General features: G+C 46.0%; 21 protein-coding genes, 1 riboswitch and 1 other annotated feature. Of the genes, 5 read left to right on the top strand and 16 right to left on the bottom strand.

Annotation, left to right across the window (positions count from 1 at the left end; translation table 11 throughout):
* Nucleotides 1-293: 293 nt before the first annotated feature.
* The 10 genes from M3191_RS14925 to zapA form a co-directional block, all read right to left on the bottom strand.
* Complete coding sequence (locus tag M3191_RS14925) at nt 294-1,268, bottom strand: electron transfer flavoprotein subunit alpha/FixB family protein (protein ID WP_251701168.1); 975 nt, start codon at nt 1,266-1,268, stop codon at nt 294-296.
* Between the two features lie 162 nt (nt 1,269-1,430).
* Nucleotides 1,431-2,204, bottom strand: a complete 774-nt coding sequence (locus M3191_RS14920) for an electron transfer flavoprotein subunit beta/FixA family protein (RefSeq protein ID WP_251701167.1) — start codon at nt 2,202-2,204, stop codon at nt 1,431-1,433.
* Nucleotides 2,205-2,226: 22 nt separating this feature from the next.
* Nucleotides 2,227-3,000 (bottom strand): enoyl-CoA hydratase, encoded by a 774-nt coding sequence (locus M3191_RS14915; RefSeq protein WP_251701166.1) that lies wholly within the window; start codon nt 2,998-3,000, stop codon nt 2,227-2,229.
* A 56-nt stretch (nt 3,001-3,056) separates the two neighbouring features.
* A complete protein-coding gene (locus M3191_RS14910) occupies nt 3,057-3,638 on the bottom strand; it encodes a TetR/AcrR family transcriptional regulator (protein ID WP_251701165.1) in 582 nt (193 codons plus the stop codon).
* An 86-nt stretch (nt 3,639-3,724) separates the two neighbouring features.
* A complete protein-coding gene (locus tag M3191_RS14905) occupies nt 3,725-5,422 on the bottom strand; it encodes a long-chain-fatty-acid--CoA ligase (protein WP_251701164.1) in 1,698 nt (565 codons plus the stop codon).
* Nucleotides 5,423-5,649: 227 nt separating this feature from the next.
* On the bottom strand, nt 5,650-6,063 hold the full coding sequence (locus M3191_RS14900) for a DUF350 domain-containing protein (RefSeq protein WP_251701163.1): 414 nt from the start codon (nt 6,061-6,063) through the stop codon (nt 5,650-5,652).
* An 81-nt stretch (nt 6,064-6,144) separates the two neighbouring features.
* Entirely contained in the window at nt 6,145-8,499 is a 2,355-nt protein-coding gene (locus M3191_RS14895) for an endonuclease MutS2 (RefSeq protein WP_251701162.1), read from the bottom strand.
* Nucleotides 8,500-8,515: 16 nt separating this feature from the next.
* Complete coding sequence (gene polX / locus M3191_RS14890) at nt 8,516-10,222, bottom strand: DNA polymerase/3'-5' exonuclease PolX (RefSeq protein ID WP_251701161.1); 1,707 nt, start codon at nt 10,220-10,222, stop codon at nt 8,516-8,518.
* Between the two features lie 122 nt (nt 10,223-10,344).
* Complete coding sequence (locus tag M3191_RS14885) at nt 10,345-10,884, bottom strand: CvpA family protein (protein WP_251701160.1); 540 nt, start codon at nt 10,882-10,884, stop codon at nt 10,345-10,347.
* A 9-nt stretch (nt 10,885-10,893) separates the two neighbouring features.
* A complete protein-coding gene (gene zapA, locus M3191_RS14880) occupies nt 10,894-11,154 on the bottom strand; it encodes a cell division protein ZapA (protein ID WP_251701159.1) in 261 nt (86 codons plus the stop codon).
* 307 nt (nt 11,155-11,461) lie between these two features.
* Between zapA and rnhC the strand changes: the two genes are divergently transcribed.
* Nucleotides 11,462-12,394 (top strand): ribonuclease HIII, encoded by a 933-nt coding sequence (gene rnhC / locus M3191_RS14875; RefSeq protein WP_251701174.1) that lies wholly within the window; start codon nt 11,462-11,464, stop codon nt 12,392-12,394.
* A 271-nt stretch (nt 12,395-12,665) separates the two neighbouring features.
* Here the strand turns inward: rnhC and pheT are convergent, their stop codons facing one another.
* The 3 genes from pheT to M3191_RS14860 form a co-directional block, all read right to left on the bottom strand.
* Nucleotides 12,666-15,077, bottom strand: coding sequence for a phenylalanine--tRNA ligase subunit beta (pheT, locus tag M3191_RS14870; RefSeq protein ID WP_251701158.1), 2,412 nt, complete (start codon nt 15,075-15,077; stop codon nt 12,666-12,668).
* 12 nt (nt 15,078-15,089) lie between these two features.
* Nucleotides 15,090-16,127 (bottom strand): phenylalanine--tRNA ligase subunit alpha, encoded by a 1,038-nt coding sequence (pheS, locus tag M3191_RS14865; RefSeq protein ID WP_251701157.1) that lies wholly within the window; start codon nt 16,125-16,127, stop codon nt 15,090-15,092.
* 38 nt (nt 16,128-16,165) lie between these two features.
* Nucleotides 16,166-16,394: a binding site (T-box leader), on the bottom strand.
* A gap of 55 nt (nt 16,395-16,449) precedes the next feature.
* On the bottom strand, nt 16,450-17,214 hold the full coding sequence (locus M3191_RS14860; RefSeq protein ID WP_251701156.1) for a TrmH family RNA methyltransferase: 765 nt from the start codon (nt 17,212-17,214) through the stop codon (nt 16,450-16,452).
* Between the two features lie 91 nt (nt 17,215-17,305).
* On the opposite strand from M3191_RS14860, the gene sspI reads away from it, so the two are divergent.
* Nucleotides 17,306-17,521 carry a small acid-soluble spore protein SspI gene (gene sspI / locus M3191_RS14855; RefSeq protein ID WP_251694219.1) on the top strand — a complete coding sequence of 72 codons (216 nt, stop codon included), beginning with the start codon at nt 17,306-17,308 and terminating at the stop codon, nt 17,519-17,521.
* A 49-nt stretch (nt 17,522-17,570) separates the two neighbouring features.
* Here the strand turns inward: sspI and argF are convergent, their stop codons facing one another.
* From argF to M3191_RS14840, 3 genes are all read right to left on the bottom strand, one after another.
* The gene (gene argF / locus M3191_RS14850; protein WP_251701173.1) at nt 17,571-18,536 is read right to left on the bottom strand and encodes an ornithine carbamoyltransferase; all 966 of its coding nucleotides are present in this window, start codon (nt 18,534-18,536) and stop codon (nt 17,571-17,573) included.
* A gap of 239 nt (nt 18,537-18,775) precedes the next feature.
* The gene (locus M3191_RS14845) at nt 18,776-19,864 is read right to left on the bottom strand and encodes a M42 family metallopeptidase (protein WP_251701155.1); all 1,089 of its coding nucleotides are present in this window, start codon (nt 19,862-19,864) and stop codon (nt 18,776-18,778) included.
* 73 nt (nt 19,865-19,937) lie between these two features.
* A complete protein-coding gene (locus M3191_RS14840; protein ID WP_251701154.1) occupies nt 19,938-20,930 on the bottom strand; it encodes a diaminopimelate dehydrogenase in 993 nt (330 codons plus the stop codon).
* 145 nt (nt 20,931-21,075) lie between these two features.
* Here M3191_RS14840 and M3191_RS14835 point away from each other — a divergent pair, with 145 nt between their 5' ends.
* The 3 genes from M3191_RS14835 to M3191_RS14825 all read left to right on the top strand — a co-directional run bounded on the left by M3191_RS14835 (nt 21,076) and on the right by M3191_RS14825 (nt 23,559).
* Entirely contained in the window at nt 21,076-22,233 is a 1,158-nt protein-coding gene (locus M3191_RS14835; protein ID WP_251701153.1) for an MFS transporter, read from the top strand.
* 35 nt (nt 22,234-22,268) lie between these two features.
* Nucleotides 22,269-22,312: riboswitch (PreQ1 riboswitch) on the top strand.
* Between the two features lie 92 nt (nt 22,313-22,404).
* On the top strand, nt 22,405-22,902 hold the full coding sequence (gene queF, locus M3191_RS14830) for a preQ(1) synthase (protein WP_251694215.1): 498 nt from the start codon (nt 22,405-22,407) through the stop codon (nt 22,900-22,902).
* 15 nt (nt 22,903-22,917) lie between these two features.
* Complete coding sequence (locus M3191_RS14825; protein WP_251701152.1) at nt 22,918-23,559, top strand: queuosine precursor transporter; 642 nt, start codon at nt 22,918-22,920, stop codon at nt 23,557-23,559.
* The last annotated feature ends 138 nt before the right edge of the window (nt 23,560-23,697 follow it).

Raw genomic sequence — 23,697 nt, 5'->3', positions numbered from 1 at the left:
GTTAGTCGGTTTCCTTATACGGATTCAAAGATCCCAGCGTCCGCACGACTTTCCTTCACTTCTACTACAAAAAAATAGTAGCACAAACCATGGCCATGGTCTGCACTACTAATGTTAGTATGTTTCCAATCGAACCAATGGAGTTCGATTGGCCGTATTTCTGCGCCTTTTACAGAAATTAAGGCAGGGATTTCCCGCCGGAGTCGCCGCCTTCCACTTCAAGCAGCGGAGAGTACTTTACGGCAATTCACAGCAATATCAAAAGGCTCCTATCAGTCTAGGAGCCTTCATAATTAGTTCGTTTTGATTTTCTTGATCTCTTCGATCATCATTGGGATGACTTCGAACAAGTCTCCCACGATGCCATAGTCTGCTACTTTAAAAATATTTGCTTCTGGGTCTTTGTTGATGGCGACGATAACTTTTGAGTTGGACATGCCAGCCATATGCTGGATTGCGCCTGAAATTCCTGCTGCGATGTACAGGTCAGGTGTTACGACTTTACCTGTCTGCCCGATTTGCAAAGAGTAGTCGCAGTAATCCGCATCACATGCTCCGCGGGATGCGCCGACTGCTCCACCTAGCAATTGTGCCAATTCTTCAAGTGGCGCGAAGCCTTCTGCACTTTTCACACCACGTCCGCCGGCGATGACGACTTTTGCTTCCGATAGATCGACGCCTTCCGTCGATTTGCGGACTACTTCACTAATGACCGAGCGTAGATTAGTAATGTCAACCGAAACGGAGGAGACGTCACCCGAACGGCTTTCATCTTTGGCAAGCGGTTCGATATTGTTTGGACGGACCGTAATGAATAGAAGGCCGTCTTTGTTCTTCACCTTTTCAAATGCCTTGCCTGAGAAGATTGGACGGATGAAAACAGCGTCATCGCCTTCCCCATCAATTGCCGTCACATCGGATATCAACCCCGATGCTAGCTTACTAGCAATCTTCGGAGATAGATCTTTCCCTAATGCAGTATGTCCGAATACGATTGCGTCTGGCTTTTCCTGGTCATAAACCGACATGAATGCTTGACCGAAGCCGTCTGATGTATAGTGTTTCAAATGCGGATGCTCCACTGTGATGACACGATCTGCACCGTATTTGATCATTTCTTCCCCTAATGATTGAACTGCGTCGCCAAATAGCAAACCGACGATTTCCCCGCCGCCCGCCACCGTTTTGGCAGCTGCAATCGCTTCGAATGAAACATTACGCAATGCCCCTTCACGAGCTTCACCAAGTACTACTACTTTCTTAGACATATAGAGTCCCTCCCATTACGATATGAGTTCAACAATCAATCCAACAATCTATCACGCCTTGGCGTGATTGCATCCGGATTTTTTTCGAGCATGCTCGAAAACCACCTTTAAAAATCCGTGACATCCGCCGGAGGCGCTTTGATTTGATTCGGATGAATCAAATCAAAGCACTTTCGCTTCTTTATTCAGAAGATCCACAAGCTCTTTCACTTGGTCGGACAAGTCGCCCTCAAGGACGCGGCCTGCCGCTTTCTGCGGAGGAAGATAGATTTCGACTGTTTCCGTCTTCGCTTCCACGTCGTCCTCATCAAGATCTAGATCGTCCAATTCCAGTTCATCTAGCGGCTTTTTCTTCGCCTTCATGATTCCTGGTAAAGAAGGATAGCGAGGTTCGTTCAAACCTTGTTGTGCTGTGACTAGTAATGGCAAGGAAGTTTCGATCGTTTCGGAATCCCCTTCGACGTCACGGATGATTTTTACAGATGAGCCATCGATTTCAAGGTTTGTAATTGTCGTTACATAGTTGATGCCCAGTAATTCCGCAACACGTGGACCGACTTGTCCTGACCCGCCATCGATCGCGACGTTCCCCGCAAGGATCAGATCCGCATTTTTGTCTTTCAAGTATTCGGCGATGATTTTAGCAGCCGTAAACTCATCCATCTCATCCAGATCATCTTCTGTGTTGATAAGGACAGCTTTGTCCGCCCCCATTGCCAACGCCGTACGAAGCTGCTTTTCGGCTTCTTCGTCGCCGATCGTGATGACCGTTACTTCACCGCCATGTTCGTCGCGTACTTGGATTGCTTCTTCAATTGCATATTCGTCGTAAGGATTGATGATGAATTCAGCGCCGTCCTCAACGATTTTCCCGTTTGATACAGCGATTCTTTCCTCCGTGTCAAAAGTCCGTTTCACCAATGCATAAATGTTCATATTGCAGACCTCCCTGGCTTTTTTAATTCCCTTTGAAATGTGGTTCCCTTTTTTCAATGAATGCTTGAATGCCTTCTTTTGCATCCTCAGAGACGAAAACTTCTCCGAACGAATCGGCCTCAGCCTTCACCCCTTCGTAGAACGAGTCTGTTTTCGTATATTGAAGCATGCGAAGTGCTGCCTTCATTGCAATTGGACTTTTCTTCGCAATTTTCTTTGCGATTTCCATCGTCTTCGAAAGCAGTTCCTCATCCGGGAATGCACGATTGGCTAGACCCCACTGGACCGCCTCTTCCCCAGTTATGGGCTCGCTCGTCAGCAGCATTTCCGCGGCCTTCGCCACCCCGACGTATCGCGGCAAGCGTTGCGTGCCGGCAAAACCAGGAATAATTCCCAACTGCAATTCCGGTAATCCGAGTTTTGCCTTCTCCGTAACAAACCGGATATGGCACCCCATCGCCAATTCCAAACCGCCGCCAAGCGCAGCGCCGTGAATCGCGGCAATGATCGGCTTTTTAAAATTTTCTATCCGCTCGAGGACGTCCTGTCCAGCTGAAGCAAGCTGCGAAAATTGTTCGCCGGACGTCACTGTCGTGAACTCCTTAATATCGGCTCCTGCCGAAAAGAATTTCCCTTCTCCGTGAAGCACGATGACCCTTACGGAATCATCATTCTCCACTTTGTCGAGCATTTGATCAACCTCTCGGATAAGACCGCTTGATAATGCATTGGCCGGCGGTCTGTTGATTGTGGCAACCGCAACTCCGTCTTCAATCGCAATTTTCAAGAACTCCATTCATTCCCCACCCTTTCCAAAATGCCTATTTATCATCGCTCATTCATCGTTTGTGTTTACGCTTTCATTCCATTTAAAAGTAAGCGATGGACTTCTGGTGCCAATTTCATCAAATCGTACTTTTGATCATTCATCACCCATGAGGTAATGGTTTCATCAATCGTACCGAATACCATTTGACGTGCCAACCGAATATCGATCTGCTTGTCAAACTCACCTTTTTCGATTCCTTCTTTCAAAATGGCATCGAGCAAAGACAAGTATTCTTTCAAAACCTCATTGATCCTGTACCGAAGATCTTTGTTTGATTGCCGTAGTTCCAATTGGGTAACAATGGCTAGGTGGCGGTCGCCATTGAGCAAACTAAAATGATTTTCAATCATCTTAGCAAGCATTTCTGTCGCAGAGATTTCTTTTTTCAGAATCTCCTGTACGTTATCGACAAAAACGCCCATCTTCTCCCGGAATACGGAGATAAGGATATCCTCTTTATTTTTGAAATAAAGATAAATCGTTCCGTCCGCGACGCCCGCTTCCTTGGCGATTTTCGAGACTTGCGCCTGATGATAGCCATTTTCGGCAATGACGATGACGGCCGCATCCACTATCTGTTTATATTTCGGTTTATCACGTTTCACTTTTTCACCACCAAAAAGAAAATATGAATGAGTATTCATTCATATTTTCATATTAATCGTTAATTTGATTGTAGTCAAGTCTTTCGTCAGGAAGTTTGCAATTCCTGTTCCAACTTCTTTTTCTCCTCATCAACGAGCGCGCGTCGCAATATTTTTCCGACCGCAGTTTTCGGCAGCTCTTTCCTGAACTCATACTGTCGCGGCACTTTGAACGACGCCAAATGTTCACGGCAATACGTATTCAATTCTTCCTCTGTCACCGATTGCCCTTCTTTTAGAACAATATAAGCCTTTACGGTTTCTCCGCGGTAAGGATCGGGAATTCCTGCGACGACACATTCAAGGATTGCATCATGCTCGTAAAGGACTTCTTCGATTTCACGCGGATAAATGTTGAAGCCGCTCGCAATAATCATATCTTTTTTCCTGTCGACAACATAGAAATGGCCTTCATCATCCATATACCCTAAATCTCCGGTCAATAGCCACCCGTCGCGGAAAGTTTCATTCGTTTCTTCAGGTCGGTTCCAGTAGCCTTTCATCACTTGAGGACCTCTGACCGCAATTTCCCCGACTTCCCCGTTCGGCAAAGGCTCAGATGATTCCGGTCCTAAGATGCAGGCATCCGTGTCAGGCCAAGGAACTCCGATAGACCCTTTTACACGTCTTTCCTCCCATACAAAATTCGCAATGGCAACAGGCGACGTCTCCGTTAATCCATATCCTTCCACGAGCTTCCCGCCAGTCACCTTTTCGAATCGATCCTGAAGTTCGACAGGCAATGCAGCCGATCCACTAATGCACGCTTTGATGGACGAGAGGTCATACTTCGCGAGATCAGGATGATTCAGCAATCCGATATAGATTGTCGGAGCACCGGGGAAGAGCGTCGGTTTTTGTTTATCAATCGCCTTCAATGCAGTATCAAAGTCGAATTTAGGTATCAGCACCATTTTATTGCCTAACATGACAGATAAGACGAGGACTGTCGTCATGCCATACACATGGAAGAATGGCAGGATCCCCATGACTGTCTCTTCACCGTCTTCACATTTATACAACCACGCATTGCACATCTGCGCATTGCTGATCAAATTGGCATGCGTCAGCATGACCCCTTTCGGCGGTCCTGTCGTGCCACCGGTATATTGAAGCAATGCAATATCTTCATCGAAATTAAAATCATAGGAAATCGGATCAGGTTTTGCTATTTTCATTACTTCCGTGAAAAGATGGTTCATGCCACGGTGTTCCACCTTCACGATGATGCCATGCTCTTTTTTCTGGATGAACGGATAGATAAGATTTTTAGGAAATGGCAAATACTCTTTAATTCCAGTAATGATGACATGCTCCAATTTCGTTTCCTTAACGATCTTCGTAATCCGTCCGAAAAGAATATCCAGCGAAATGATCGCCTTAGCCCCTGAATCCGACATCTGATAAGCCAATTCCCTTTCCGTATAAAGCGGGTTCGTCTGTACGACAACTCCTCCAATATAGAGGATGCCATAATAGGCGATGGCACTTTGTGGACAGTTCGGGAGCATGATTGCAACGCGGTCCCCTTTGTCAATGCCAAGCGAACGTAAATAGTTGGCGAATTTCAATGCCGACTCATGGAACTCTTTATAGCTTATGTTCTTGCCCATGAAATGCATGGCCGTCTTATCAGGAAACTTGTTTGCCGATCTCGTCAAGAATTCTTGAAGCGGAATCCGATCATAGTCAATCGTCTTCGGTATTTCTGGTGGATACATATCCAACCAAGGTCTTGCTATCATTGTAACCCCCCCTTTTCCCATTCCAATACTTTGAAAATTCCCTCTTAAAATATTATATCGATAAATGAATCCGCTTTCAAATAGAATATTACTTTTCCTGTGAAAAAATGCCTTGACCGGCAATTTTCAGTCAAGGCGTATTTGTGAACATCCAGTAAATTCCTACTAGAATGAAAAGAATACAGACAACGATTAATATCTTAGATAATTTCTCCATATTAAGTCTCCTATGAAATGCTGGCACCGATTACAAACGACAGGCCTACAGATATCGTCAGTGAAATGAATCCGACTGAGCGGTTATCCTCTTCGATTTCCTTATCGATCTGGAACTTCGGCGTAAGAAATTCGAATAGCACGTATGCTATAACTAGCAGGAAAAAACCGAACAGACCCCATCCGATCATTTGGGGCAATGAATTATGCTGCTCAATCGAATAGCGGAAGATATTTGCCACTCCAAATATCTTCCCCCCTGTCGCCATGGCGACCGCTACATTCCCTTTACGGATCTCTTCCCAGTTATTATATTTTGTCACAAGCTCAAATAGCACCATCGAAAAGATGAGGCAAAGGACTACAACGCTGAAGTAGCCTGTTGTTTCTACGAGAGGATGACTCCAAAATCCGGTTTCCGTCATTTATTTTGACTCCTTTGAAATTCATTCATCCAAACGTTTACGGATAGGCGCCGGAAAAGTTTCATTTCGCTTTACTCTTTTTCACTTTAATTCGACGACGGTCACTCCATGGCCGCCTTCGCCCGCTTCTCCATAACGGTAGCTTTTTACACGAGGATGATTTTTCAAATATGTTTGAACACCTTGCCGCAAAGCTCCCGTCCCTTTTCCGTGGATGATCGATACTTGATGATAATTGGAAAGCAATGCATCGTCCAAATATTTTTCCGTACGATGCAAGGCATCCTCATATCTTTCTCCACGAAGATCTAGTTCCAGTTTAACATACGAATCTCTTCCTCTGACAGAGGCGGAGACGACAGTGTCTTTCACTTTTTCTGGTTTTGTATATTCGAGCACAGATTCGTCCAGCTTCATTTTCAATATCCCGATTTGGACGATCCATTCGTTTGCTGACACCTTTTCGACCAGTGTACCTTTCTGTCCATATGTGATGACCTTCACTTCGTCACCTGCTTCAAGGGGCCTTGGGGCTGCTTTAGCTTTAAGCTTTTTCTTCTTTTCCTCGGGAGCTGCCCCTTCCAGCCGTTTACGCGCTTCGATCAATTCATGTTCTTTTACGTTTGCCCCTGCATTCAAACGCAATGCACGCAAATCGGAAATGACAGCTTCCGATTCGACTCGTGCGTCGTCCACGATTTTTTTCGCCTTCCCTTTTGCATTCTCAATTAGTTTTTCCTTCATAGCATCGAATTCAGATACCTTCGTCTCTAATTCGCGTTTCAGTTTCTCCGTTTCGATAAGCAGGGCATGCGTCTGCTCGGCATCCTTTTCCGATTGAACCCTGCTCGATTCCAGTGATGCAATCATCGAGTCAACTTCACCGCGATCTGTTCCCGTGAATTTCTTCGCCCGTTTGATGATATGTTCATTTAGACCAAGCCGCTTTGAAATTTCGAATGCGTTACTTCTCCCAGGAACTCCTATTAATAAACGATAAGTCGGGCTCAACGTATCAATATCAAATTCCACGCTGGCATTCGCCACGCCCGGACGATTATAACCATACGCCTTCAACTCTGGATAGTGGGTCGTCGCCATGACTCTTGCCCCCGTGCCATGCACTTCATCCAAGATGGAAATAGCCAATGCCGCCCCTTCCTGCGGATCAGTGCCTGAGCCCAATTCATCAAAAATGAGCAGCGAACGGGAATCGAATTTCTTCAGGATATCGACGATGTTCACCATATGCGATGAAAACGTACTAAGGCTTTGCTCGATGGACTGTTCATCGCCAATATCCGCGTAGACGGAGTCGAAAACGGCAACTTCGGATCCATCCAATGCAGGAATCGGAAGTCCAGCTTGAGCCATCAATGTGCACAAACCGACCGTCTTTAATGTAACGGTCTTCCCTCCTGTATTCGGACCTGTAATGACAATTGTCGTTATCTCTTTGCCGAATTCAATCGTATTTGCAACAGCCTGTTCAATCGGCAGCAAAGGATGGCGCGCTTTTGCCAGCCGGATATAGCCTTCATTATTTACTGCCGGTTTCGTACATTTATGCGCAATTCCATACTTCGATTTGGCGAGGATGATATCAATTTCCGATAAAATATCGACAAGGACAAAAAGATCATGGGCCACCTCTTGGACTTTGACAGATAGCTCCTGCAAGATCTTTTCGATTTCATCCTTCTCTTTCATTTTCAAGTTGCGGATTTCATTATTTGCCTGCACAACACCATCCGGCTCGATGAACAACGTATGCCCGGATGATGACATGTCATGGATGACGCCCCCGAAGTGGGATCTGTATTCCGATTTAACTGGAATGACGTATCTGTCGTTTCTGATCGTCACGATGGAATCCGAAAGCATTTTCGATGCGTTTCTTCCCCTCGTATAGCCCTCAAGCTTTTCCCGGACACGTCCCTCCTGGATGCGCAAGCTCTGACGGATTGATCGAAGCGTGCCCGATGCACTGTCGACAACATGTCCATTGTCGTCAATGGCGGCATTAATTTCATGCTCAAGTCCCGTCAGGATTGGCAAAGCTTCTTTCTTGGCTAGAAAATGCGGGATTTCAATGTCTTCGTCTGCATCGACCGCTTCGATGAACTGTCTCAAAATCCGGCTCGCACGTATCGTATTCGCAGTTTCCATCAATTCATATGCACTGAGTACACCGCCGATTTGGGCACGTTTTGCATGCGGCCGTATGTCGCTAATGCCGCCCATCGGCACGTTCCCACGCACTCTCAAGATAGCGAGCCCCTCGTCCGTCTCTTCAAGTAAACGGACCACTTCCTGGAAGTCGTTAACTGGAACCAGTTTTTCCATATATGTCCGTCCTGCAGATGATGTGCAATAGGTTGCAACAATATCCCGGATTTTATCAAACTCAAGTGTTTTTAAAACACGTTTTTCCAATGCCTTGCACTTCCCTTCATTTCCGTATGATTTCCCGGATGAATTGTTCAAGCGGCCACGTATTCACAACCGTCTCTTTTTTCAACCATGCTTTTTGTGCATATTTAACGCCAATATCCATATGATCCAATTGATCGATTGCATGCGCATCCGTATTAACGGCAATTTTGACGCCCGCTTCCTGGGCCATTGCCAAATAATCGACAGCCAGATCGAAGCGGTGCGGATCGCCGTTTAGTTCAAGGATTTTATTATATTTCTTCGCCCATTGGATCAATTGGGGAACATCGGGATTATAGCCGTCCCTCTGGCCGATGATCCGGCCAGTCGGATGAGCGATCATCGTAACGTACGGATTTTTGATTGCCGCATGCAGCCTGTTCATGATCTGCTCCTGAGGCTGATTGAAATTTGAATGGATGGACGCGATGACAAAATCAAGTTCCTGTAATAATTCATCATCAAAATCGAGAGATCCATCAGGAAGGATATCCATCTCCGTGCCACAGAATATCTCAATATCGTCATATTCGTCATTCAACTTCCGGATCTCTTCTATCTGGTTGCGGACCCTTTCAGGCGTCAACCCATTTGCTATTCTCAGGTATTGTGTATGATCAGTAATGACCATATGGGAGTAGCCCCGATTCCTGCATGCTTCGACCATCTCACGAATTGAATATCCACCGTCAGACCAAGTCGTATGCATATGAAAATCGCCACGGATATCCTTAAGCGTCACCAGTCCCGCAACTTCATGTGCGCGATCGATTTCCTTCCCATCTTTCCTTAAAGAAGGGGGAATGAAAGGCAGATCAAAGAAGGCGAAGAAATCGGATTCCGATTCAAATGTCTTTACTGTTCCATCTTCCAGTTCAACACCGTATTCGCTAATCTTCATTCCTTGTGACTTGGCAAGTTGACGCATCTTCACATTATGGTCTTTCGAACCTGTGAAATGGTGCAACGCCGTCGCAAATTGTTCCTCAGTCACAAAGCGGAAATCTGCATCGACCAGTTCAGCCATGTCGAGAACGACCGACAGCTTAGAATCGCCCGCTGCGACCGTTTCCTCAATCGGCATCACTTCCATCAACTTTTCCCGAACAGCAGCAGGTTCATCCGTAACAATGATGAAATCGACATCGCTGCTTTCCTCTTCTGCACGACGGAAACTTCCTGCTACCGAAAAACGGGTAATTTCCTTTATTCCACGTAATTCATCTTCAATTGCTTTGACAATCGATTCCACTTGCCAGACCGGCAGCTTCCCTTTCTTTGTACCAAGCTGTTCAAGTTCGTGCAGGATCTTCTCCTCGGTCTTTTTGCCGAATCCGGGAATGCCGCTCACTTTGTTCGCTTCGCAAGCCAGACGCAACGACTCAATGGAATCGATACCGATCACTTCTCTGAGTTTGGCAATTCTTTTACCGCCAAGTCCAGGCACTTTCAATAAAGGGATAAGCCCCTTTGGAACTTCCTCTTCAAGCTCCTTCAACAAGTCGGACTCGCCTTTTTCCATCAGATCGATGATGACTGCGCCTGTCCCTTTGCCAATCCCCTTCAATTTCAAAATATCATCCATCTCCGCAAGGCTCCGCGGATCGAGCTCGAGCACATTCGCCGCTTTCCGGAATGCCCCCACTTTAAATGGATTCTCCCCTAATAACTCCATATATAGAGCGATTTTTTCAAATGTGCGAATGATTGTTTTCTTGTTCATGAGTCACCACTCCTCCATTTATCTGAATCGTTCTTGAAAAAAGGCTTCCCTCCAACCAAGGGGGGAAGCCGTTCAGATTGATTGTATAGGACAGCCTTCGTTTTTGCACGGGCCGCAATACATCACTTCATATAGATATACCACCATTTTTTCACCGTTTCCGAAATGATCGGTGTATGCTCGAATATCGCGTCCGCCAATAACGATTTTCCAATCATCCCTTGAATGGAATCTAACGGCAGCATTGCCAGTAGATAGAGTAATAGGAATATGAGAATATAAAACTCGATGAAACCTAGTACTGCTCCTGCAAAACGTGATAAAAAGCCCAATACCGGCAGGAACTTCAGGAAATCAAACATGGATGCAACCAACTGCAATACAAATTTGACTACGATAAAAATGATGACAAATGCGAGGACCCTGTAAAATGTCTGATCCAGATCAAGCTGTTCAACTGTCCAGCTCAACTTGGATGCCGCAGTCACTCCGGGATATGGAATCCATAAGACAAACTTCTCGGACAATGGTTTATAGTATATGTAAGCAATGATAAGGGCGATAAAGAAACCTGTCATATGTATTACCTGTACGATAAGCCCACGCCTAAAACCGGTGATCAATCCTCCCAAAAAGAGGAATAAAAGTATTAAATCTAGCATATACGACCGTCAACCCTTCAACTTATTCAATTCTTCTTCAAGGAGCTCAATTCGTTCTTTCAGCTTCAAATAATCGTGTACACTATTTACAGCGGTGAGGACCGCGATTTTGGAACTGTCCAAATAAGGATTGCGAGAACTGATTTCCTTCATCCTTTCATCGACCATCGATGCGACGAGCTTGACATGATTGCTCGTTTCACTGCCGACAATTGTATACGTCTGTCCATATATGTCAACCGCAATTCGCGTTTTTTGCTCGTCTGCCAATGATGAACCCTCCCTAAATCAATTACGCCTCGGCGTAATTGAGTCCAGATTTTGAATTGCGCTTGCGCAATTAACTCCATTCAAAATCTATGACATCCGCCGGAGGCTTTTAGTTGCTTCAGCCAGGAGCTGATGAAACTAAAAAGTTCTGTACCCAATCATACCATGAAATTGTTTTAGTTGAAAAGAGAAGGTAGTGGTTACACCGTTGATTTCCGTCTCAGACGGGCTTACAAAAGCACACCATACATCTGCCTTCAGGATTATTGTACAATATGGAAAGAAGGTTATGGAAGGGACGATATATATGAGCCAAAGTGTTCTTCAATTGGAAAAAGCCAAGTTGGAAAAATTAATAGACCATTACGCTGCCCTAAAAGTTACACGAAATGCACCTGGCGTTGTTTTTGCGGCAAAGCTGCCGGATACGGCGATTACTGCATATAAATCTGGCAAAGTACTGTTTCAAGGTGGAGGTGCACTTCGGGAAGCTGCTCTGTGGGGTATCGTTGATAAGCAGGCATCTCCTATGAAAACAAGCGTAAAAGGTGAAACTTTGCCCGAGCATTTCTCCGAGCTTTCCGTCATTGGATCTGACGAAACAGGTACGGGGGACTTCTTCGGTCCCGTTACGGTTGCTGCATGTTTCGTCAGTTCAGATCAAATCGAACTAGTGCGTGAGTTGGGTGTCAGGGATTCAAAGCAGTTGACCGATGATTTGATGCGGAGGATTGCCCCTGATTTGCAAGAGACTCTTATCCATAGCGTCCTCACTTTAACGAATGAGAAGTATAACGAGGTGCAGGCAAAGGGATGGTCGCAAGGCAAAATTAAGGCGTTGCTTCATAATCAGGCATTGAAGCATGTGTTGCGTAAAATGAATGATGAAAAGCCTGATTATATTCTGATCGACCAGTTTGCGGAACGTGGCATTTATTATAACCATATAAAAAGCGAGCCGGAAATCGTTCGGGAAAATGTCTTATTTTCGACGAAAGCGGAAGGATTGCATGTAGCAGTTGCTGCTGCGTCTATTATTGCAAGGGTTGCGTTTTTGGAAGAGATGGATCGATTGAGTGCGAAAGCCGGAGTAACGCTCCCTAAAGGCGCAGGACGCGGTGTGGATGAAGCTGCGGCAAAGATTTTATTGAAAGATGGAGAAGCCGCTCTGAAATCGATGACGAAATGGCATTTTGCCAATGCACAGAAGGCGAAAAAAATTGCGGCGATGAAAAGGTGATTGTTTTAGGGCATGGGTGCCTTCTTGAGCGCGGCGGGCGGATTCTTGAGCGCGAAGAGTCACTTCTTGAGCGTGGAGGACGACTTCTTGAGCGCGAGGATGATTTCTTGAGCGCCGAGGACGCATTCTTGAGCGCGGAAGACATTTCTTGAGCACGAAGACGAATTCTTGAGCGCGAAGCTAATTTCTTAGCAAATCCATTTAGACTCTTGCCATAGTTAAACAAAAAGACCGCTTATGGAGATACATTCCCCATAAGCGGTCTTTCGTTTTATCCGCGAAGCTGTGCGTCTGCTTCTTCGGTTAATGCTTTCAATACCTTTTCATGCGCTTTGACGATTTCCTCGTCTGTCAATGTTCGTTCAGGGTCGAAATAGGTCATTGAGAACGCAAGTGATTTCTTGCCTTCCTCTACCTTGTCGCCTTCGTATAAATCGAACAGCTTCACATCTTTCAACAGTTTGCCTCCCGCGTTACGGATGATCGTCTCCAACATTCCTGCTGAAGTTCCGCTCGCAACAACGAGTGCTATATCCCGTGAAATGGATGGGTAACGCGGAACCGGAACATATAGAAGCTCATCCGTTTCGGCAGATAGGATTCTTTCAAGATTCAATTCCATTACATATGTCTCTTTCAAATCACGCTTCTTTTGCTCTGTCGGATGGATTTGGCCAATCATGCCAATCCGTTCTCCGTCCAATAGAACAGCAGCCGTCCGTCCCGGATGCATGCCATCGATTACTGCTTTTTCAAACGACAAGCCCTCGAGCAGACCTAGAAGATCCATCATGCCTTCTACAATTCCTTTGACTACGTAAAAATCAACTTTCTTCGTCTCCGCTTGCCAAGCATGATCGACCCATTTGCCTGTCAACACCGCCGACACATGTTCCACTTCACGAGGAAGGCCATCTTCTTCTTCACCGAGGAAGACAGAGCCTGTTTCGTAAAGTGCAACTGAATCGATGCGACGCGCGACGTTATACGTAGCCGCCTCCAATAGATGAGGGATCAAGCTTTGACGAAGTACGCTCCGGTCCTCGCTCATCGGCATCAGCAATTCCGTTACCGGAGCCGTCTCCAAAGCAAACGCCTGCGCCTGCGCCTTCGATGTCAATGAATACGTGACTGCCTGATAAAGCCCCGCCCCTTCAAGGAACTGGCGGACAATCCGGCGCTTCGCCTGATACGGTGTCAAACCGCCCGGTGTCGATTCGGATACAGGGAGTGTTTTCGGAATTTCATCGTATCCGTGCATACGTGCAATTTCCTCTATAATATCTTCCCTGATCTTCAAATCCTGCCTGCGTGTCGGCGCATCAATGACCAGCTGTCCATTGATCGCCTGCGTAGGAATACGGAGACGCTCCAAAATGGTGAGCATTTCATCCATCGATATTTTCATGCCGAGTCGGCTATTGATGTAATCCGGTGAAATTGTAATGCGTTCTGCCGTTTTATCAAGTTCATCAAAGATGACTGATCCCGCAAGGACTTCCCCGCCTGCCAGCTCAGCCATAAGTTGCGCTGCACGTTCTGCCGCTTCCTGAACCCGGTTCGGATCGACGCCTTTTTCAAAGCGTGTGCTCGCATCGCTTCGAAGTCCGACTTCTTTAGAAGTGCGACGAACAGATGAAGGTGCGAAATAAGCGGATTCAATGACGACAGTTGTTGTTCCGTCATGAACCTCCGAATTCGCTCCACCCATGACGCCGGCTAGAGCTACAGGCTCCTTTCCATTCGTAATGACAAGGTTATGCGAGTTCAATTTCCGTTCAACATCATCCAACGTCGTCATCACTTCGCCCTTTTCGGCATGACGAACAACGATTTCGCCCGTCTCAAGACGGTCATAGTCGAATGCATGCAACGGCTGGCCATACTCCAGTAAGACGTAATTTGTAATATCAACAACATTATTATGAGGGCGGACGCCTGAAGCCATCAACGCATTTTGCAGCCATAATGGGGACTCCGCCACTTTAATATTCTTTACGACTTTCGCTACGTACATCGGATTGACGACGGTTGCATCTACACGTAGCTTCAGCAAATCTTCCGCTTTTTCCGAAGCCGTAGGATAATCAATCTCCGGAAGCGCAATCCCTTGGGATAAAATTGCGCTGACTTCATAAGCGACACCTAACATGCTTAGCGCATCTGAGCGGTTCGGAGTCAAATCGAATTCGAGCACTGTGTCGTCCAAGCCAAGCAATGGAAGAGCGTTTTCACCCGGCACCGCGTCTTCAGGCAACACATAAATGCCCTCCGCGTAAGCCTTCGGAACAAGTTTCCCTTCAATTCCAAGCTCTTGCAACGAACAGATCATGCCATTCGATTCTTCGCCGCGCAGTTTCGCTTTTTTAATCTTAAAATCACCTGGGAGAACCGCTCCTGGCCGCGCAACGATCACTTTTTGTCCTTGTGCGACATTCGGCGCCCCACAAATGATCTGTGTTGTCTCATCCCCGACATCCACTTGGCAGATGTTCAATTTATCTGCTTCCGGATGCTTCACGCACTCCACCACGTGTCCGACAACGACATTCGTCATTCCAAGCGAACGATCGATGATGGAATCCACCTCGATGCCTGAACGTGTAATTCTTTCCGCTAAGTCTGCAGGATTGATCCCATTTATGTTGACGTACTCATTTAGCCATTTCGTTGATACTAACATCTAATCTCCTCCTTAAGCTTCCGTCCGATGGAATTGTGATATGAAACGCACGTCATTCGTATAGAAATGACGGATATCTTCCACTCCATATTTCAGCATCGCAATCCGCTCAGGTCCCATACCGAATGCGAATCCTGTTACGACTGAAGGGTCGTAGCCCGCCATCTTCAGTACATTCGGATGCACCATTCCTGCGCCTAAAATTTCGATCCATCCTGTCTTTTTACAGACATTACAGCCGTCCCCGCCGCATTTGAAGCAGGAAATGTCCATTTCGACGGATGGTTCCGTGAATGGGAAGAAGCTAGGGCGCAAACGGATTTCACGTTCGGCACCGAACATTTTCTTGGCGAACAGGTCGAGCGTCCCTTTCAAGTCGCTCATACGAATATCTTCTCCTACAACGAGTCCTTCGATTTGCGTGAATTGATGGGAGTGCGTGGCATCGTCATTATCCCGGCGATACACTTTGCCAGGGCAGATAATTTTAATGGCACTTCCGCCTTTCGCCTCCATTGTTCTTGCTTGTACCGGCGAAGTATGTGTACGAAGAAGAATTTCCTCGGAAATATAGAAGGAATCCTGCATATCTCGAGCAGGATGCCCTTTCGGCAAATTGAGCGCTTCAAAGTTGTAGTAATCCTTTTCCACTTCGGGGCCTTCTGCGATTTCATAGCCCATGCTGATGAAGAAGTCTTCAATTTCTTCAACGACGCGTGTCAATGGATGATGATTGCCCGTTGGAGCCGGACGGCCAGGCAAGGTGACGTCTATCGCTTCTTTTTCCAATTGCGCATTGATTGCCTCTTCTTCCAGCTTCATCATTTTCGCTTCCAGTGATTCCGTCACCGATTCACGGACGACGTTGACGAGCGCCCCCATTTTAGGACGTTCTTCAGCTGGCAGCTTCCCCATCCCTTTCAATAAATCGGTAATGGGACCTTTCTTGCCTAGGTAAGCGACACGGACGTCATTTAATTCTTTGACAGTCGATGCTTCCTGGATTTTCGTCAACGCTTCTTCTTTCAATTGCTGCAATTGTTGCTCCATTGTCATTCTCCTTTCAAAATAAAAAAACCCCGCCCCCAAAAAGGGACGAGGACGAGTTCGCGGTACCACCCTGATTATTATGCAGAACGCATAATCACTTCATTTGGAATAACGGTCCTCTACCGGCACGCCTTTACAGTTTGCACTGGTCCAAGCGGCAGCTCGCGGGGTGAACTTCAACAGTGTTTCGCCTATCCGCGCTCTCAGTCTAGGCGCCGATTTCCTGTCGGTTTCATACTGTCTACTTTTCCCGGTCATAGCCATTCGAAAGTTATATACAACTTTACTATACCCGATTTCGGTTTGTTCATCAACATCGATATCATTGTTTTCCGTACGTATAAAGCAGGATGCCCGCGGCAATGGCGACATTCAATGATTCAGCTTTTCCGTACAGCGGAATTTTCACGATTGTATCAGCTTTCGATAAGTATTCGGCGGCAACTCCACTTCCTTCATTTCCAACGATGAGCGCAAATTCACTCAACGGACTTACAGTGAAATGATCGACGGCGTTGTGCAAACCCGTTCCGATGACTTTGATGCCGGCCGACTTTGCCCGGTCAATCCATTCACCGAGCTCCCCTTTCACGACAGGGATATGGAAATGTGAGCCTTGAGCAGAACGCACTGTTTTTGGGTTGAATGGATCCGCTGAACCTTGCCCAAGGATAACTGCATCCATTCCAGCAGCATCCGCAGTCCGGATCATTGTTCCGATATTTCCCGGATCCTGTACAGCATCGATGAATAAAAGCTTCTTCCAGCTGTCAGCTTCCTCACCTGAATGTTCCGACTGACGGCAATGAGCAAATATTCCTTGTGACTGCTCCGTCTCGACCAGTTCTTTTGCAACCGCCTTTGTCACTTGGATAAGTTGTAGATTATCGGTTTTCCAACTAGCAGGAAGTTCCAAATCCTCCCTAACAATTAAATGAAGGATTGTCCCTTCCTTCTTCATAGCCTCTTCGACGAGATGGAAGCCTTCAACGAGGAATTCTTCAGATTTATCGCGATCCTTCTTAGACGTTACAAGCTTTTTCCAATGTTTTACGAGCGCGTTTTGCGTTGATTCGATTCTTTTCATGTATTGTGCGACATCCTTTTTCTTCTAGTGTAACAAATGTCCGTATAGTTGGCGATCAATGTGTACAAAATGATGGCAGGAGGATGATAAGATGAATTTTCAAATTCGTGACGCCATCGCCGCTAATATGTCGAATAACTCGGCGACCGATATACGAAGCGTTGTCGAGGATGCATTACAGCGAGGCGAAGAACATTTACTGCCAGGTCTAGGTGTATTTTTTGAAAAACTGTGGGTCAATGCCGATGAACAGGAAAAATCGAAAATCAGCGGTGAACTTGCACAAGCATTCTCTGCGGGTTCATAAAGAACGTTAAAAGCCACCCATTATTTGGAGTGGCTTTTTACGTTGGTGCCTATAACAGTGCCGCTAGTACGGCTTTCTGTGCATGCAATCTATTCTCCGCCTGCTGAAAAACATATGAATTGGGACCGTCAATGACGGAAGTCGCAACCTCTTCTTCGCGGTGGGCCGGCAAGCAATGTAAAAACAAATAGTCTTTCTTTGCATTTGCAACAAGCTGATCGTTTATTTGGAACCCTTTAAATGCTTCAAGACGCGCAGCGGCCTCTTCCTCCTGACCCATGCTTGCCCAGACATCCGTATAGACGACATCTGCATTTCCCACCGCTTCAATAGGATTGTTCGTCTGCATGACGGATCCGCCATTCGCCGCAGCAATTTTTTCAGCTTTCACAAAGAGGTCGGAATTGAACTCATACCCTTTAGGCGTTGCGACCGCTACATGCATCCCCATACTCGCCGCCCCAATGACCAACGAATGGGCAACATTATTTCCGTCGCCTACATAAGTGAGTTTCTTGCCGGCAATAGACCCTTTCACTTCAATCATCGTCAATAAATCCGCAAGCGCCTGGCATGGATGATACATATCCGTAAGTCCATTGATGACGGGGATTGTTGAATGCTTCGCCAGCTCCTCCACCATTTCATGGGAGTTTGCCCGGATCATGACAGCGTCCAAGTACCCAGATAAAACTTTTCCGGTATCATGCACCGATTCTCCGCGCCCGATTTGAAGATCATTCGCATTCATATACATCGCATGGCCGCCAAGCTGCACCATGCCGACTTCGAATGAAATCCTAGTACGTGTGGAATGTTTTTCGAAAATCATGCCAAGTGTCTTCCCTTGCAGTATGGGGGGAATTTTCCCTGCGATTGCTTCTTTCTTCATTACCAACGCTTTTTGCAATAAATAATCGATTTCTTCACTCGTATAATCCAATAACGTCAACAGATCACGGCCTTTTAGCTGACCTTCAATTTTTTTCGCTGTTTTTAATGTGGATATATGCATTTTCACCAAAATGATCATCTCCATCCTGAATATGGTTTGTATGTTCCATTATATGTCTGCATATTTATAAAGTCAATTGAATTATTATGAGCTAATAAAAAATAGTTAGTCAGTCAGAAGTATGCTTTACTATTGGTTTTTTATTCATTAGATAAAAATTTATCGATATGCATTTATTCACAAATTAATGTATAAAAAAAGACCGCGCCTCTAGCAGGCACGATCTTTCCTAACATTCCTTATTCAAAAATGATTTTATCAACTGTGTCGCGGTCGAGCTTCTTGATTACTTCCACAATCAATTTAACCGCGTTTTCGTAATCATTCCGGTGCAGCATCGCAGCATGGGAATGGATGTAGCGAGTTGCGACGCAAATGGCAAGAGACGGCACGCCGTTTCCGCTAACATGGATGGAACCTGCATCTGTTCCCCCGCCCGGAATTGCTTCGAATTGGTATGGGATGCCGTGTTCTTCTGCCGTATCGACGACAAGATCACGCAAACCTTTATGGGAAACCATCGATGCATCATAGAGAAGGATTTGAGGCCCGTCGCCCATTTTGCTTGTCGATTCCTTTGAAGTGACGCCTGGCGTATCTCCCGCAACGCCTACGTCAACTGCAAAGCCGATATCCGGATTCACTTTTGCAGCAGCCGTTTTTGCACCGCGCAAGCCGATTTCCTCTTGCACCGCTCCGACGCCGAATACGATATTCGGGTGATTTTCACCTTTCAGCGCTTTCAGGACGTCAATTGCAATTGCACAGCCAATTCGGTTATCCCATGCTTTCGCAAGCAAGTATTTATCATTGTTCATGACCGTGAATTCGAAATACGGAACGATCATATCGCCGGGCAGAACGCCCCATTCCATCGCTTCCTTCTTTGATTCAGCTCCGATATCGATGAACATGTCTTTAATGTCCACCGGCTTTTTCCGGGCTTCCGCAGATAGGATATGAGGAGGCTTCGATCCGATGATGCCCGTCAAAGTGCCCCCTTTACGCGTAACGATCGTCACTCGTTGGGCAAGCATGACTTGCGACCACCATCCGCCGACCGGCTGGAAGGAAATGAATCCTTTATCGTCAATTTTCGTCACCATGAAGCCGACTTCATCCAAGTGGCCTGCCACCATCACTTTCGGTCCATTTGCATCGCCGCTTTTTTTGGCAATCAAAGACCCGAGTCCATCGTATTCAATTTCATCAGCGTATGGCTCGATATATTTCTTCATGACTTCACGCGGTTCACGTTCATTGCCGGGAATCCCCTTCGCGTCCGTCAAGTCTTTCAGCATGAGTAACGTATCATCCATCTTTGACATGTATTTCGACCTCCTAAAAAAACTTCAAATTCAGTATAGATGAAAGATAGCAACAATGGAAGTGCTTTCACAATTACAATATTTCTTTGCGAAGTTGTGCGGCACTCTTCGGAGAAAGCAGTCCTGGGGCAACGTCAAGCACGGTTTTTGCGCCTATATCCCCTTTTTCATTCAACCTGTAAGCTGCCCTCGCATAAGCGACAAGTACGCTAGATGTGAATTCCGGATTGCTGTCCAATTTCAATGAAAATTCCATAACCTGATTGTTTGCAGCGCCGGTTTTCCCACTGCGGATGACAAAACCGCCGTGAGGCATTGCGCTATGTTCTTCTTTCAATTGCTGCTCAGTTATGAAATGGACTGTCGTATCATAATCTGTAAAGTAATTAGGCATCGTCACGATCGCTTGCTCCACTTCAGCTTCGGTGGCACCTTCTTCCAATACAACATAGCATTCACGTGTATGCTTGTCGCGCGTCGTCAGTTCCGGCTGTGATCCGTTGCGTACCTGTTCGACTGCCGATTCAACAGGAATTGTATATTGAACTGCCCCTTTGACCCCCTCGATCCTTCTGACAGCATCGGAATGTCCTTGACTCAACCCTTTCCCCCAGAACGTATACGTTGCACCCTCAGGAAGAATCGATTCTCCATAAAGTCTGTTGATGGAAAATAGTCCTGGATCCCATCCTACGGAAATGATAGCCGTTTTACCATTCGGTCTAGCCGATTCATCTACCGCTTCAAAGTATTCGGGAATGTTTGCGTGTGTATCAAAGCTATCGACCGTATTGAACAGCTTCGAAAGCGCAGGTCCTTGTTCAGGAAGATCATCTTTCGAACCCCCACATAAGATCAGTACGTCAATATCATCCACATATTCTTCGATTTCATTCAAACGCAAAACAGGTGCACCGCTATTCACTCTCAAGTCTCCCGGTTCTCTACGGGTGAATACGCCAACGAGCTCCAGATCATCGTTTTGAGCAATTGCCGACTCGACCCCTTTGCCCAAATTTCCGTATCCGGCGATGCCAATTCTGATTTTCGTGTCCACTATGACCATCCCTCTCTTTGCAAGTATTCTCTCATTTTATCGTTTCGCCACAATTTTGGCTAATTATTCTTTTGTTCACAAGCTGTCCTTTTGCCTATTCCGGCATCCATGGTAAAGTAGAATATGAGTCAATTTTATGAAATGAGGATTCCAAATGCGTGCTTTCGTCTATATAATCGTCTTTTTTTCCTTCTTTGATTTATTTTCACAACTTCCTATCATGAGCCCTTTTGCTTTGTCCTTAGGTGCTTCATCGTTCATGACGGGGCTGGCTGTCGGAATGTATTCATTTTCCAATACCATCGGGAATGTCATTTCCGGATTTATGACGGACCGTAGAGGACCGTTCGCTATTCTGCTTATCGGATTATTTGCATCAGGTATTTCTCTGCTTCTTTATTCCTTCGCAATAGGACCTGCTTCCCTTCTCGGGATTCGCTTCGTCCATGGCTTCATGGAAGGGCTAATCGTCCCTGCTGCCTTTACATTCCTCGCCAATCGTGCCGAAGAATCAAAACGTGGCCGAAGTGTAGCCATTTCGGGCGCCTTTGTAGGAATGGCGGCAATCATCGGTCCTGCCTATAGCGGCATTGTCGCTTCAAAAACGGGTGCTCCATTCATTATGACAGTTAACGGCGTCATTATGTTCATCCTTGCGATCGCTGCATTTTTTGTTTTACGATCTGTTTCAGTTGAAAAAAAGCAAAGAACAAAAGAAGCAAAGCATTTCAGAGTCCGGTATTTGTTCAAGCATCCCGGCATGGTCCGTGCTTTCGCAGGCGCCTTTTTCCTTATGTTCTCACAAGGTGTATTGGCTTTGGTCCTTCCTTTAAAAGTGGAGGCCCTCGGATTTGATACGAAAGCGACGGGCATGCTGCTCAGCACGTTCGGCGTCGTCGCCATCCTAATATTCCTGTTGCCGGTCAACCGAATTTTCGACAAAGTGCGTCCGATGATCACATTGGCTTTCGGCATCTCGATGATGGGGTTCAGCATGCTATTCCTTAGTCAAGTTTCAGAATTGCAGCTCCTGTACTTGGCAATGACATTGTACGGAATAGGTTTTGCATTTCTTTTCCCTTCCATCAATTCTTTGCTCATTGATTCATCGTCACCGGAATTCCGTGGGAAGGCTTATGGCTATTTCTATGCATTCTTTTCCATCGGGGTCGTCGCAGGCTCCAGTCTCATCGGCTATTTGGATCTGAGCTTCAAGGGCGGGTTCATGCTCACTGGCATCATCCTATTAAGCGTAGCCGTTTATACGATTCTCGGAATGAAAAAGAGTCTGCTATTGACAGAGCAGCCTTGATAGGTTAAAGTCTTACACGAAATGAATAACCCTGTTCGGGAGAGGTTCATAGCGACCCTCTATAAAAAACTATGGATGACGGAAATTTTGCCATGTCCATTTACGCGACATGGCTTTTTTTCTGTTCTCTATGGCCCCTCCCTGACAACTATACTCATGGAGGTTTTTTAATTGGCTGGAAGAGATGAAAACACATTAACGGATTTAACTTTGCTAGGGAATCAAAATACAAAATACGCCTACGAGTATGACCCTACCATTTTGGAATCCGTCGATAATATGCATACGGAACGAGATTTCTTCGTCAAATTCAACTGCCCCGAATTCACATCACTTTGTCCGATGACAGGACAGCCGGACTTCGCAACGATGTATATCAGTTTCGTGCCGGATAAGAAATTGGTCGAAAGTAAATCATTGAAGCTGTATCTGTTCAGCTTCCGCAATCACGGGGACTTCCACGAGGACTGTGTCAACATCATCATGAATGATCTGATTAAGCTCATCGATCCACGCTATATTGAAGTATGGGGCAAGTTCACTCCGCGTGGCGGACTTTCCATCGACCCTTACTGCAATTACGGGAAACCAGGCACGAAATACGAAAAAATGGCGGAACATCGAATGATGAACCATGATATGTATCCCGAAAAGATTGATAACCGTTGAGGGGGAAACAATGAAATGCGTTATTATTTAAGCGGGATTTTTGTCGGCCTGTTAATTTTATCGAATATCGTGGCGGTCAAGCTGATGAGCATCGGCGATTGGATCGTAATACCGGCAGCTGCCATCATCTATGTTTGCACGTATCCGATATTGGATGTATTGACGGAGGCCTATGGAAAAGAAGCTGCAAGGAAGACGGTTCAGACCGGCTTCATCGCACAGCTTTTCGCGATCGCCTTCATTTGGATCGCAATTCATTTGCCGGCAGCCTCTTTCTATGAACATCAGGAAGCTTTCGAAACGATTTTCAAAGCGGGCTTCCGCGTGACAATCGCAAGCTTAGCTGCGTACCTTATCAGCCAGAACCTGGATGTCACCATATTCGATAGATTGAAAAGAAGGCATGGTACGAAAAAGTTATGGGTTCGGAACAATGTATCAACGATGGCAAGCCAACTCGTCGATACGACGATTTTCATAACAATCGCTTTTGCGGGAACGATGCCGATAGGTGCTTTGTTAGGCATGATCGCTAGCCAATATGTCTTTAAACTCATCATTGCCGTCTTGGATACGCCGATCGTCTATTTGCTCGTGTCTGTATGCAGGAAAAAGGAACCTGAAATTATGAGCGAAGCGATTTCATTACAGAACTGATCGCCATAAACGAGAACTCTTCAAATATAAATGAGAACTTCATAGCCCGGAACGAGAACTTTTTGACTTAGAATGAGAACTTTCCATGGAGTAATGAGAACATAATGATCTGTAATGAGAACTCTATGGGGATAAACG

The sequence above is a fragment of the Sporosarcina luteola genome (genome assembly GCF_023715535.1).
GTDB classification, from domain to species: Bacteria; Bacillota; Bacilli; order Bacillales_A; family Planococcaceae; genus Sporosarcina; species Sporosarcina luteola_B.
Note: the sequence above shows the minus strand (reverse complement) of the source record. Positions and strands in the feature narration are given on the sequence as shown.